The sequence below is a fragment of the Acidaminococcus fermentans DSM 20731 genome (genome assembly GCF_000025305.1).
GTDB lineage: Bacteria > Bacillota > Negativicutes > Acidaminococcales > Acidaminococcaceae > Acidaminococcus > Acidaminococcus fermentans.
On record NC_013740.1, the window covers coordinates 212,186 to 225,391 of the forward strand.

A 13,206-nucleotide genomic window follows, 5' to 3' on the forward strand; every position below is an offset into this window, starting at 1 on the left:
CTTTTCAACCAATCTGGAAGGCAACCGCCTTCCCTGCGCAAAGGTGGTGATACCATGTCCATGCTGGAAGACATCAAAAATGCCGAGCAGAAGGCGGATGACCTGAAGAAACAGGCCACCCTGGAAGCCCGGAATACGGTACGGGACGCCCAGGCGGAAGCTCACAAGGAAGCGGAAGCCCTGATCGCGGAAGCCCGGAAACAGGCGGCCGCGGCCATTGCCCAGGCAGAAGCCCAGGCCAAACAGGAAGCCGATGCCCTGGTGGCGGAAAACCGGAAACGGGATGAGGCCCAGGCGGCAGAGGCCCGGAAAAATCTGGATGCGGCAGTCCAGTATATTATGAAGAAGGTCGTGATCGAATGTTAGTCCCTATGCAAAAACTGACTCTCTACGCCCTGAAAGCCGATCGCGATGCCCTGCTCCTGGCCCTCCAGAAGGACGGGAGTGTGATGCTGGAACCGGAAGCGGGAAGCAAGGCCCTTCCCGGATCAGAAAAAGTCAGCGCCCAGCTGGATAAAACCGGTCAGGTGCTCCAGTTCCTGGTCCAGAATGGTGCCAAGAATCCCCTGTTTCCTCAGAAAGAAACCATTTCCTATGGGAATTTCCTGGAAGAGACCCAGGAAGGCCGGAAGCTGACGGAAAAACTGGATACCACCGCCAGCAAGATCGCTTCCCTGGAAAGTGAAGCGGCGGCCCTCCGGACCCAGGCGGAAAGCCTGGATCCCTGGCTGGAACTGGACATTCCCCTGGAACAGCTGAGCTTTACGGAAACCACCCGCTGCCATGTGGGATTCCTGCCGGAAAAAGAACTGCCGGAATTCCAGAAGGCCATCAGCGGCCTCCTGGCGGATGTGAGCCTGTATGGGGTGACCCAGGACGGGCAGGCCATGGTGGTGCTGGCTTATGAAGAGGCCGACAGTGAAGTGAAGCATCTGCTGAAGGAACATGATTTCAGCGAGGCAGTGCTGCCCAAACACAGCGGCCTGGCGGCAGATGTCCGGAAGGAACTGCTCCAGGAAGCGGAGGAAAAGGAAGCACGGATCAGCCGTCTGAAGGAGGAAACCCGGGAAAGCATCCCCCGGAAACAGCAGGTGGAACTGTACTACGACCAGCTGAGTGCCGCCCATGACCGTCTCCAGAACGGCGGGGTGGAAACCGTCAGTGCCTTCAAGGTACAGGGCTGGGTGCGGAAGGACCGGACCCAACGGGTGGAAAAGGTGGTCCAGAGTGTCACCGACGCCTACCAGCTGACCTTTGCAGATCCGGCAGAAGGGGAAATCCCTCCTACGGTACTGGAAAACGGCAAACTGGTGGAACCCTACGAAAGCGTAGTGGAACTGTATTCCCTGCCCAAAGCCGGTTCCATCGATCCGGATCTGGTCATGGCTCCCTTCCACTTCATCTTTTTCGGCATGATGCTGTCCGATGCAGGCTACGGCCTGGTGCTGACCGTGATGCTGTATTTTGCCCTGAAGAAGTTCCGGCCCACCGGGTTCGCCCGGCAGCTGGCCATGGTGATTTTCTTCGGGAGTATTTCCACCATTATCTGGGGAGCCATGTTCGGCGGCTGGTTCGGCCTGGAATGGCAGCCTCTGCTGTTCGTCCCCATGAAGGAACCCCTGAAGATGCTGGCGCTGTGCTTCGGCCTGGGGGCCATCCATCTGGTGGCCGGCATGGTGGTGAAAATCTACATGCTGCTCCGGGATGGGGATGTGATGGGAGCGGTCTGTGACCAGATCAGCTGGCTCATCATGTTCCTGGGCTTCTTCCTCATGGCACTGGTGCCGGGGCCTGTGGGCAAGTACCTGGCCTGGCTGGGTGCCGGCATCATCGTCCTGTTCGGGGGACGGGAAAAGAAGGGCATCGTGAACCGTCTCCTGGGCGGTCTCCTGACCCTATACAACATCAGCGGTTATCTCAGCGATCTGTTGAGCTATTCCCGGATCTTTGCTCTGGGACTGGCCACCGGGGTCATCGCCATGGTCATCAATACCGTGGCCCAGATGCTCTGGAGCGCAGGCCCTGTGGGCATTGTGGCGGCCATCCTGGTGCTTCTGGCAGGGCATTACTTCAACATCATCATCAACGTGCTGGGTGCCTTCGTGCACAGCAGCCGTCTGCAGTACATCGAATTCTTCGGCAAGTTCTACGAAGCCGGCGGCCGGGCATTTCTGCCTTTGGCGCTCCGGACCAAGTATACTGACATTACCAAATAAGGGAGGATTTCATTATGATTACTTTAGGAACAGCGCTGGCATTTGGCGGGGCAGCAACGGCTGCCGCTCTGGCAGGGGTTGGCAGTGCCATCGGCGTAGGGATCGCCGGGCAGGCCGCTTCCGGTGTGGTCAGCGAAGACCCGGACAAGTTCGGTAACGTACTGGTACTCCAGGCCCTGCCTGGTACCCAGGGCATTTACGGGCTGCTGATCGCTTTCATCATCATCCTGAACCTGGGGGTCATTGACGGGAACGTGAAAGACCTGACCACCTTCCAGGGCCTGGCCTATCTGTTTGCCGCACTGCCCATGGGCATCGGCGGTCTGCTGTCCGCCATCTATCAGGGGAAAGTGGCTGCCTCCGGCATCTATCTGACGGCAAAACGGCCGGAAGAAACCGGTAAAGGCATCATCCTGACGGCCATGGTGGAAACCTACGCCGTGCTGAGTCTGCTGATTTCCTTCATCATGGTGAACGGGATCAAATTATAAGAAAGGGTGACCCGTCGTGTCTGGTGACAAAATCATTCAGAAAATAGAAGAAGAAGCGAAGCAGGACGCGGCAGCCATCGGAGCAGCGGCTCAGGAAAAGGCCCGGAAGGAAAAGGAACAGATCCTGGCCAAAGCCCGGGAAGAGGTCCGGGAAATCCAGGCCAAATCCCAGGTGGATGCCAAAGAAGCGGCCGGCCGTCTGCAGCTGATCGCGGAACTGCAGAGCCGGAAAGAGAACCTGGCCAGCAAGCGGAAAGTGCTCCAGGAAGCTTTTGATCAGGCTGCCGGACAGCTGGAAGCCCTGCCCCAGGAACAGTGGGAAAATCTGATCGGGCGGATCATCCTGGAATCGGATCTTACCGGCCGTGAAACCCTGGTGGTACCGGCCAAGGACCGGCCCCGGTATGAAAACGGATTCCTGGCCCGGCTCAACGGTGAGCTGAAGGCCCAGGGCCGGGAAGGGGCACTGGCCCTGTCGGACAAAGAGGCGGATTTCGCCGATGGGGTGCTGATCGAAGGGGATACCTGTGATTATGACGGTTCCTTCGCCACCCTGCTGGAAGACGTACGGACCGGGGAGGAATACCGCGTGGCAGAGCTCCTGTTTGGCGCGGAGGTGAAGTAAAATGGCCCAGCCCAGTTATGAATATGCTCTGGGCCGGATCAGCGTCCTGTCCACCCATCTGCTCACCGCAGCCCAGCTGCGGCGGATTGCGGAAGCCGACAGCACAAAGGCGGCCATGAAGCTGCTGCTGGAGACCGGGTACGGGGAAAATACGGCCACGGAACAGGAACTGGCCCAGGGAGAAATCGACCTGATCATCCGGGCCCAGATGCAGCTGACCCGGAAACGGATCCAGGAACTGACGCCGGATCCGGAACTGACCGGTCTGTTCCTGCTGCCGGTGGATACCCACAACCTGAAATGCCTGCTGAAGGCACGGCTGCTGGGAACCCAGGCGGACGCCATCCTCCGGGAGGGAGGCAATTTCGACCTGAACCTCCTGAAGGACATGGTCCAGACCAAATATTATGAAGACCTGCCGCCCATCTACTGCCAGACCCTGAACGAAATCGAAGGGGAGCTGGCCCGGGAAGCGGATCCTTTCCGGCTCAGCGCCCTGCTGGACGGAGCCATGTTCCGTCAGGCAAAGGCGGTGCTGGACCGGAAAAAGGAAGACGGCTTCATCCGGAAGTATTTTTCTCTGTGGGCGGATTACCTGAATACCATCAGCCTGATCCGGGCCCAGAATCTCCACTGGGAACTGTCCCAGCTGCGGCTGGTCCTGGTGGACTGCGGAGAGATCCCCCGGACGGTGTTCGAAGAAAGCCTGGATGTGCCTCCGGAACAGCTGGGGGCCCGTCTGAACCAGGGAAGCCATGGGGCGGAACTGGTCCAGGCCATCAATGAATTTGCACAGACCAATGAGCTGGGGGTCATTGCCCGCCGGATGGAAGAGGGGCTGAGCCTGATCCTCCGCCGGGCCAGATGGGATACCCATTCTCTGGGGCCCATCGTGGGATACCTGGAAGCCCGGGAAACGGAAGCGGAAGCCCTGCGGATGATCTTCGGAGCCATCCAGGGCGGCTTTGAACCCCAGCTGCCCAGTGTCTATGCCTGATCACAGGAAGCATGGGAGGCAGCAAGATGGATAAAAAGAAAATTGCAGTGATCGGCGATCCCAGCTCCGTGATGATCTTCAAAGCCGTAGGATTCGATGTGTTCTACGAGGAAGAACAGGAACAGATAGAGCGCAGGATCCACCGTCTGGCCGATGGGGGCTATGCCGTGATCTATATTACGGAAACCGCCGCCCAGAAGGCCCAGGCGGTGATCGCAGAATATGCTACCGCTACCTTTCCCGCTATCATTCCCATCCCCGCCGGGAACAAATCCCTGGGACTGGGCATGAAGCGTGTCCGGGAAAATGTGGAAAAAGCAGTAGGCGCCGATATTCTATTCAAGGAAGGGTAGGGAACAATCGTGAGTGGAAAGATCGTGAAAGTATCCGGCCCGCTGATTGTCGCCGAAGGCATGAAAGACGTGCAGCTCCATGATATGGTCCGCGTCAGTGACAAGCGCCTGATCGGTGAAGTCATCGAGCTTCGTGATGATAAGGCTTCTATCCAGGTTTACGAAGAAACGGCCGGCCTGGGGCCGGGGGAACCGGTGGAATCCACCGGGTCTCCCATGAGTGTGGAACTGGCTCCCGGGCTGATCGAAAGCATCTTCGACGGGATCCAGCGCCCGCTGGAAAAAATCTATGAACTGGCCGGGGACCGGATCAGCCGGGGGGTGGAAGTGCCCAAACTGAACCGGGAAAAGAAATGGCAGTTCGTGCCGGTGGCCAAACCGGGGGATCAGGTCTCCGGCGGTGATGTGATCGGTACGGTCCAGGAAACCCCGGCGGTGCTCCACAAGATCATGGTGCCTCCCGGCAAAAGCGGCACCGTGGAATGGGTCTATGAAGGGGAAGCCACCATCCTGGACCCGGTGTACAAACTGAAGGACAGCAAAGGGAATGTGCAGGAATATCCCATGCTGCAGCAGTGGCCGGTCCGTGTGGCCCGGCCCTACAAGACCAAGCTGCCTCCGGAAGAACCCATGGTCACCGGGCAGCGGGTCATCGATACCCTGTTCCCCATTGCCAAAGGGGGCGTGGCCGCCGTGCCCGGTCCTTTCGGCAGCGGCAAGACGGTCATCCAGCATCAGCTGGCCAAGTGGGCGGATGCGGACATCATCGTCTATGTGGGCTGTGGGGAACGTGGGAACGAAATGACCGACGTACTGAACGAATTCCCGGCTCTGAACGATCCCCGTACCGGCCTGCCGCTGATGAAGCGGACGGTGCTGATCGCCAATACCTCCGACATGCCGGTGGCCGCCCGGGAAGCGTCCATTTACACCGGTATCACCATTGCTGAATACTATCGGGACATGGGCTACAAAGTGGCCATCATGGCCGACTCCACCTCCCGCTGGGCGGAAGCCCTCCGGGAAATGTCCTCCCGTCTGGAAGAAATGCCCGGTGAAGAAGGGTACCCGGCGTACCTGTCCTCCCGTCTGGCGGAATACTACGAACGGGCCGGGGAAGTGGAATGTCTGGGCCAGGAGGACCGGGTAGGGGCGGTTTCCGCCATCGGGGCCGTATCCCCTCCCGGCGGGGATATTTCCGAACCCGTATCCCAGGCCACCCTGCGGATCGTGAAGGTGTTCTGGTGCCTGTCTTCGGCCCTGGCCTATGCCCGGCATTTCCCGGCCATCGACTGGCTCCAGAGCTATTCCCTGTATTCCGACCGGCTGCGGGCTTATTATGATGCCAAAGTGGCTCCCGACTGGTCCAAACTGGTGGGGACCGCCATGGAGATCCTCCAGGAAGAATCCAACCTGAACGAAATCGTCCGTCTGGTGGGGATCGATGCCCTGGGCTTCAAGGACCGGATCACCATGGAATGTGCCCGGTCCATCCGGGAAGACTTCCTGCACCAGAACTCCTTCCACGAAGTGGATACCTACACTTCTCTGGAAAAACAGTATGACATGCTGAAACTGATCATCACCTGGTACGAGAAAGCCCTGGATGCCATGACCAAGCATGTGAAACTGGACAAACTGATCGATATGCCCATCCGGGAACAGATCGGCCGTGCCAAGTACATTCCGGAAAAAGAACGGAAGGAAAAATTCGGCCAGCTGAACCGGGATCTGGAGCAGGCCTTTGCAGAACTGACGGAAGAGGGTGAAGAAAATGCGTAAGGATTACAAGACCATCCGTGAAGTGGTGGGCCCTCTGATGCTGGTGGATCAGGTGAAAGGCGCAACCTATGACGAACTGGTGGAAATCCACCAGGCCAACGGGGAACTCCGGAAGGGCAAGGTGCTTACCGTGGACGGGGACAAGGCCCTGGTCCAGCTGTTCGAAGATTCCCAGGGGCTGCAGCCGGCTACAGCCAAGGCCCGGTTCCTGGGCCACGGGATCCAGCTGGGGGTGTCTCCCGCCATGCTGGGCCGGGTGTTCGACGGCATGGGCAGCCCCATTGACGGGGGGCCGGCCATCATCCCGGAAGAATACAAGGACATCAATGGGGAACCCATGAACCCGGCGGCCCGGGAATATCCTTCCGAATTCATCCAGACCGGGGTCAGTGCCATCGATGGCCTGAACACCCTGGTCCGGGGGCAGAAACTGCCGGTGTTCTCCGGTTCCGGTCTGCCCCATGCCCAGCTGGCTGCCCAGATCGCCCGGCAGGCCCGGGTACGGGGCACCGACGAAAAGTTCGCCGTGGTGTTCGCTGCCGTAGGGATCACCTTCGAAGAAGCCAACTTCTTCATGCAGGACTTCAACCGGACCGGGGCCCTGAGCCGTGCGGTGATGTTCATCAACCTGGCCAACGACCCGGCGGTAGAACGGATCGCAACCCCCCGTATGGCCATTACCGCGGCGGAATATCTGGCCTTTGAACTGGATATGCACGTGCTGGTCATCATCACCGACATCACCAACTATGCCGATGCCCTCCGGGAAGTGTCCGCTGCCCGGAAGGAAGTCCCGGGGCGCCGGGGCTACCCTGGGTATCTGTATACGGACCTGGCTACCATGTACGAACGGGCCGGCCGGATCCGGGGCAAGAAGGGCTCCATTACCATGATCCCCATCCTGTCCATGCCGGAAGACGACAAGACCCACCCCATCCCTGACCTGACCGGGTACATCACCGAAGGCCAGATCATCCTGTCCAGGGAACTGTACCGGAAAGGGCTGACGCCGCCCATCGACGTGCTGCCTTCCCTGTCCCGTCTGAAGGATAAAGGGGTGGGCAAGGGCAAGACCCGGGAAGACCATGCGGATACCATGAACCAGCTGTTCGCCGCCTATTCCCGGGGGAAACAGGCCAAGGAACTGGCCACCATCCTGGGGGATTCCGCCCTCAGCAAGGTGGATAAGCTGTATGCCCAATTCGCCGATGCCTTTGAAAAGGAATACGTCTCCCAGGGGTACCGGACCAACCGGTCCATCGAAGAGACCCTGGATCTGGGCTGGAAGCTGCTGGGAATCCTGCCCCGCAGCGAGCTGAAACGGATCCGGGATGAATACCTGGACAAATACTACAAACCGGCGGACGGCAGCAAGGGGGAATAACCCATGGCGACCAACGTGAATCCGACCCGGATGGAGCTGACCCGGCTGAAACGCCGGCTGGCCACCGCCGTCCGGGGGCATAAACTGCTGAAAGACAAACGGGACGAAATGGTCCGGCAGTTCATGATCTACATTCGCCGGAACCACGAGCTGCGGCTGAAGATGGAAAAAGCCCTTCAGAACGTGTCCCACCATTTCGTGGTGGCCCGGGCCCATATGGGGTTCCTGACCATGAACGAAGCCCTGCTGTACCCGGCCCGGAGTGCCGAGTTCGAAGTGGGGAGCAAGAATGTGATGAGCGTGGACGTGCCCACCCTGACCTATACGGGGGCTACGGCGGATGATGCGGCCCAGGTGCCCTATTCCTTCGCCTTTACCACCGGGGAACTGGACACGGCGGTGACGGAACTGACCACCTGCCTGCCGGATCTTTTGGAACTGGCGGAAGTGGAAAAGACCTGCAACATGCTGGCGGATGAAATCGAAAAGACCCGCCGGCGGGTGAACGCCCTGGAATACGTGATGATCCCGGAAATGCAGGAAAGCATCAAGTACATCACCATGAAGCTCAGCGAAAACGAAAGAGCCAGTACGGTGCGCCTGATGAAAGCCAAGGAAATCATGGCGAAGCAGGCGTGAAAGAAGGGGCTGTGAAAAAATGATTCCTCATTTTTTCACAGCCCCTTTTTATGCTACAATATCCGTGACTGTAATTTTTGTTAAAAAATACTGATGAAAGGAGCACAGTTCCGTGCTGACTACCTTTAATTTCCGGGCACAGCCGGGAAAAGAGCCTCTTTACCGGCAGCTGGCTGATTATTTCCGGCAGGAAATCCGCCAGCAGCATCTGGTTTCCCAGGATTTCCTGCCCTCCATCCGCAAACTGACCCGGGACCTGAAACTGAGCCGGACCACGGCGGAAAACGCTTACCAGATCCTCATCGACCAGGGGTATGTGGAAAACCTGCCCAACCGGGGTTACCGGGTGGCCGTCTATCAGCCCCGGGAAGCATCGGAGGGACAGGAAGCCGGGGAAGAACTCCGCCGGCCGGAAGTCCGCTGGAATTTTTCCAACAACTACATCGATACTTCCACCTTTGACACGGTGCTCTGGCGGCGCTGTCTGAACCAGGTGCTGCGGAATCCGGCGTCCATCGCCGGGTACGGGGATCCCCAGGGGGAACCGGAACTGCGCCGGGTCCTGGCCCGGTACAGTTATGCCTCCCGGGGGGTGGTGTGCCGTCCGGAACAGATCCTGGTGGGGGCCGGTCTCCAGACCCTGCTGCTGATCCTGCTGCCCCTGCTGCCCCTGGATCAGAAGGTGGCGGGCCTGGAAGCACCAGGGTTTCCCCAGGCGGAACAGATTTTCCATCTGATGGGGTGGAAGACCCGGCTTTTTGATCCGGCGGATCCCAAGGGAGACTGGCCCGGCCTGTTGATGATTTCCCCGGCCAATCCCTACAAGGGGCGGGCCCTGACGGAAAAAGAACGGAACAACCTGATCGTGGCTACCCAGCTGGAACGGGTGTATTTGCTGGAAGACGACTACAACGGGGAATTCCGGTATCTCCACCGGCCCACCCCGGCTCTCCACAGTTTTGGAAACCGGGAACAGATCATCTATCTGGGGTCTTTTTCCCGGACCATGCTGCCGTCCCTGCGGATCAGCTATCTGGTGCTGCCGGAGAAACTGCTGCCGGCCTATGAGGCCATTGCGGACCGGTACAACCAGACTTCCTCCACGGTGGAGCAGCTGGCTCTGGCGGCGTATATCGAAGAAGGTCATCTCACCCGGCACATCCGGAAGCTCCGGAGCCTGTACCGGACCAAGAGCCGGCGGCTGAAGGAAGAACTGACCAGCCGGTTCGGGAGCAAGGTCCGGCTGCTGAGCTACGGGTCCGGGCTCCATCTCCACATCGCCCTGGATCTGCCGGGAACGGCGGAAGAACTGGCCCGGAAAGCCCTGGCCCAGGGGGTCCGGGTCATCCCGGTCCGGGGTACGGAGCCGGGACGGTCCCCGGAATTCCTGCTGTCCTTTGCCGGGATTCCCGAGGAGAAGATCCGGGAAGGGGTGGAAGCCTTCCGGGAGGCTCTGGAGAAGTAAACGAAAAGACAATTGTCTTCTTTCCACCCGGTAGGGTATAATAAAAAGGATACAGAAAAAACATTTTGTCTATGGCTGCGGGAGGTGGATGTATGAAAAATACCTGGGAGATTGCGCTGCTGACGGTGATGCTGGGATTGGGCGGTCCGGCGGCCGGGGAAGCGGCCCAGTATTTTGCCCCCCGGTACAATCTCAGTGCCAACGGCCAGCTGCAGCCCCCACTGACGGTGGAATTCCAGAAAGGGGTTCCCCAGAAGATCAGTGCCAGCCTTACCGGTACTGACGGCGGAGAGAAGGTCCTGGTCCTGGGCTGGCAGGTGGGGGACGGAGTGGGACTGTGCACCCTCCAGAAAGGGGTGGACTACGCCCTGTACAAACTGGATTTCCGCCCGGGGAAACAGGATATCCTGGTGCTCAGCTACGGCCACCGGGGCACCGGCAAGACCCATCTGAATGAAGTGACCGTCATCGGGGAAGATTCCCTGGGGGTCATCCGCCAGCTGCCGGTGAACGGCTTTGTGCCCACGGCCGTGTTCAACAGTCCTCTCCAGATCCGCCAGCAGGAGGCGGTGCTGTTCCTGGAACAGGCACCCCATGTGCTGGTCCTCCGGGCGGACGGGGAAAACGGTTATGTGGCGGAAGTGGAATAAGAAGGAGTGAGTGAAATGGAATTGGCTTCTTTGTATGATACCTGCCGGACCTACCGGCGTTTTGAACAAAAGCCGGTGGAACCGGAGCTGCTGCGGACCCTGGCGGACGTTGCACGGAAACGGAGCTGCGGCCGGAACGGCCAGTGCCTGCGGTTTACGGTGGTGGAAAGCCCGGCAAATGTAAAAGCCATGCAGCCCCTGCTCCGGTGGGCGGCAGCCCTGCCTAAAGAAATCGGCACCCCGAAGGAAGGGGAACAGCCAGTGGCCTTTGTGGTGGTGTCCCGGCCCAAGGACGCCAACCCCACCATTTCCAGCATCGATGTGGGCATTGCCCTGGATGCCATGGCCATCACCGCCTGGCAGCAGGGGGTGGGCAGCGCCATCCTGGCAGCGGTGGACCGGCCGAAAATCGCGGCCCTGCTGGATATTCCGGAAGAACGGGAAGTGGTGACGGTACTGGCTCTGGGCTATCCCTCCCACCAAAGCACCCTGGTTCCTGGAGAAGAGGGAAAACTGGCCTACTATGTGGATGAGGCCCGGGATTATTATGTACCCAAACTGCCCCTGGAGAAAGTGGCGGAGTTCAAATAACCGCTCCCGAGAAAAAAGGAGAATCCTATGCTGTATGATATTGCCATTGTAGGGGGCGGGCCTGCCGGCTGCAGTGCGGCGGTGACGGCGGCCAACCGGTCTCTGGGCACTTTGCTGCTGGATACCGGAGATTTTGGCCTGGCTCTGCGGAAAAGCCATCTGGTGAAAAATTATCTGGGGCTGCCGGACCGGTCCGGAGTGGAACTGATGGATGCCTTTACCGCTCATATGAAGGCCGCCGGGACCACGGTGGTCCCCCATAAAGTACTGAGCATCATGCCCCGGGAGAAAAGCTTTTTCCTGGCCACACCGGGGGATGTGTATGAGGCCCGGAGTGTGATCCTGTGTCCGGGAGCCGCTCATGGGAAACCCCTGGAAGGGGAAACGGCCCTTCTGGGAAAAGGGGTCAGCTACTGTGCCACCTGTGACGGGTTTCTGTACCGGGGAAAGACCATCGGGGTGGTGACCAATCTGCCTTCCGCCTGGGAAGAAGTGGAGTTCCTGGCCGGGCTGGCGGCAGAAGTGAAGCTCTGGGCGGATTTTTCCCTGTCGGAAGAAAAACCGGCCAATGTGACGGTGATGGCCGGGAAACCCCGAAAGATCCTGGGAGAAGGAAAAGCCGAAGCCCTGGAAACCACGGCCGGGACGGAACCACTGGACGGTCTTTTCCTGCTCCGGGAAACAGATCCCCTGGACCGGCTCCTGCCCGGACTCCGGCTGGACGGGCCTTTTATCCGGGTGGACGGGAACCTGGCCACTTCCGTACCGGGGGTCTTTGCTGCCGGAGATGCGGCCGGTTATCCCTGGCAGATCAACAAGGCTGCCGGAGAAGGGCAAAAGGCACTGCTTTCTGCAGCCTTCTGGCTGCGGGAGAATCCGGTATGACCGGAAAAAAGACCGGACGGTTCCTGCTGGCACTGGCGGTGATGGGAATGCTGGCCGGGGGCTGCGTCCGGAGCCAGCCGGCGGAAACCGGACAGGCGGCGGAGACAGCGGCTCCTTCAGAAACCAAAGCCCTGGCACCGGGGGAAGGAGTGCAGGGCGCCCGGGTGGAATTTGTCACCCGGGAACACAAAATGGAACGGGTGCTGTTCAGCGGTGGCTATCTCCGGAGCCTTCCGGAGGAAAAACCGGAAACCATCCTGCGGCCGGCTCCTGCGGGCGCCCAGGGAATGATCTTCGGGAAGCGGGAAATCAACGGGCTGGAGTGGGCCAAAGTGGCCACCCGGGACGGGGTTACCGGCTGGTACACCGTGCCGGCCAAAAAAGGAGCCAGCCCCCGGGACAAACGGGAGCCCCTCCAGATCACCAATGAAGGCTACCGAACCATCTTTCCCCAGGTGACGGGAGGGGTCACGTCCCAGGTCCAGGACCGGATCAACCAGGAACTGGGCAATTACCTGTCCGTGTATCGGCATATTACCGGCCCGGTGGAAAGCGGGCTCCAGTGCAGGGTGACCTACAACCGCCGGCAGATCCTGAGCCTGGTGTTCCAGGGGGATCCCATCCTGTACCGGAGTTATCCGGTGACGGAAGTGAACAGCCTGGCCAGCTGGACCCGGCTGAAGCACTATGCCTATGTGTCCCCGCTCCAGGGAGGGGCTGATCCCTCCCTGCTGACGGCCCGGATCACGGATCTCCATTATGGGCTGGTGTTCGATCTGGTTACCGGCAGCCGGCTTCCTCTGGAGTACTTCCTGGGGCAGAACCGGCAGGAAGCCATCCGGGAACGGCTGGCGGACCTGGGAGAAGGGGCCCGGTTTCAGAAGGACAATTTCTACATTGATACCCAGGGACATCTGGTGGCCCTGGCTTCCGTCCCCGGCAAGGGACGGGTGGAGATGGATCTGTCGGATCTGGTGATTCGGGAATTTTAAGGAGGTGCGGAGCACCTCCTGTCAGCGGTCAGCTGTCAATGGTCAACGGCTGGTGGAAATCAATTTTGCCAATTGATTTTGAACCCTGTAAACCGTAGGGGCCGCACGCCGGGCGGCCCGCAAACCGTACGGACAA

At 59.7% G+C, this 13,206-nt stretch carries 14 protein-coding genes; all 14 read left to right on the plus strand.

The features are described 5' to 3' along the window. Nucleotides 1–54: 54 nt before the first annotated feature. The 14 genes from ACFER_RS00955 to ACFER_RS01020 all read left to right on the plus strand — a co-directional run bounded on the left by ACFER_RS00955 (nt 55) and on the right by ACFER_RS01020 (nt 13,070). Nucleotides 55–366 carry a hypothetical protein gene (locus ACFER_RS00955; RefSeq protein WP_012937579.1) on the plus strand — a complete coding sequence of 104 codons (312 nt, stop codon included), beginning with the start codon at nt 55–57 and terminating at the stop codon, nt 364–366. Next, nucleotides 360–2,216, plus strand: a complete 1,857-nt coding sequence (locus tag ACFER_RS00960; protein ID WP_012937580.1) for a V-type ATP synthase subunit I — start codon at nt 360–362, stop codon at nt 2,214–2,216. The genes ACFER_RS00955 and ACFER_RS00960 overlap by 7 nt, the downstream gene beginning before the upstream one ends. A gap of 14 nt (nt 2,217–2,230) precedes the next feature. Then, complete coding sequence (locus ACFER_RS00965) at nt 2,231–2,707, plus strand: V-type ATP synthase subunit K (RefSeq protein WP_012937581.1); 477 nt, start codon at nt 2,231–2,233, stop codon at nt 2,705–2,707. Nucleotides 2,708–2,723: 16 nt separating this feature from the next. After that, complete coding sequence (locus ACFER_RS00970) at nt 2,724–3,332, plus strand: V-type ATP synthase subunit E (protein WP_012937582.1); 609 nt, start codon at nt 2,724–2,726, stop codon at nt 3,330–3,332. Between the two features lies 1 nt (nt 3,333). Further along, nucleotides 3,334–4,329 (plus strand): V-type ATPase subunit, encoded by a 996-nt coding sequence (locus tag ACFER_RS00975; RefSeq protein ID WP_012937583.1) that lies wholly within the window; start codon nt 3,334–3,336, stop codon nt 4,327–4,329. 26 nt (nt 4,330–4,355) lie between these two features. Next, nucleotides 4,356–4,682 (plus strand): V-type ATP synthase subunit F, encoded by a 327-nt coding sequence (locus ACFER_RS00980; RefSeq protein ID WP_012937584.1) that lies wholly within the window; start codon nt 4,356–4,358, stop codon nt 4,680–4,682. Nucleotides 4,683–4,688: 6 nt separating this feature from the next. Beyond that, complete coding sequence (locus ACFER_RS00985) at nt 4,689–6,464, plus strand: V-type ATP synthase subunit A (RefSeq protein WP_187287533.1); 1,776 nt, start codon at nt 4,689–4,691, stop codon at nt 6,462–6,464. Continuing rightward, complete coding sequence (locus tag ACFER_RS00990) at nt 6,457–7,848, plus strand: V-type ATP synthase subunit B (protein ID WP_012937586.1); 1,392 nt, start codon at nt 6,457–6,459, stop codon at nt 7,846–7,848. Before ACFER_RS00985 ends, ACFER_RS00990 begins: the two co-directional genes overlap by 8 nt. Nucleotides 7,849–7,851: 3 nt before the next feature. After that, complete coding sequence (locus ACFER_RS00995; protein WP_012937587.1) at nt 7,852–8,487, plus strand: V-type ATP synthase subunit D; 636 nt, start codon at nt 7,852–7,854, stop codon at nt 8,485–8,487. Between the two features lie 112 nt (nt 8,488–8,599). Continuing rightward, on the plus strand, nt 8,600–9,952 hold the full coding sequence (pdxR, locus tag ACFER_RS01000; protein ID WP_012937588.1) for a MocR-like pyridoxine biosynthesis transcription factor PdxR: 1,353 nt from the start codon (nt 8,600–8,602) through the stop codon (nt 9,950–9,952). A 92-nt stretch (nt 9,953–10,044) separates the two neighbouring features. After that, nucleotides 10,045–10,602, plus strand: a complete 558-nt coding sequence (locus ACFER_RS01005; RefSeq protein ID WP_012937589.1) for a hypothetical protein — start codon at nt 10,045–10,047, stop codon at nt 10,600–10,602. Between the two features lie 15 nt (nt 10,603–10,617). Then, entirely contained in the window at nt 10,618–11,193 is a 576-nt protein-coding gene (locus tag ACFER_RS01010) for a nitroreductase family protein (protein ID WP_012937590.1), read from the plus strand. Nucleotides 11,194–11,220: 27 nt separating this feature from the next. Further along, nucleotides 11,221–12,078 carry an NAD(P)/FAD-dependent oxidoreductase gene (locus ACFER_RS01015; RefSeq protein ID WP_012937591.1) on the plus strand — a complete coding sequence of 286 codons (858 nt, stop codon included), beginning with the start codon at nt 11,221–11,223 and terminating at the stop codon, nt 12,076–12,078. Then, on the plus strand, nt 12,075–13,070 hold the full coding sequence (locus ACFER_RS01020) for a hypothetical protein (RefSeq protein ID WP_012937592.1): 996 nt from the start codon (nt 12,075–12,077) through the stop codon (nt 13,068–13,070). The genes ACFER_RS01015 and ACFER_RS01020 overlap by 4 nt, the downstream gene beginning before the upstream one ends. Nucleotides 13,071–13,206 lie beyond the last annotated feature (136 nt).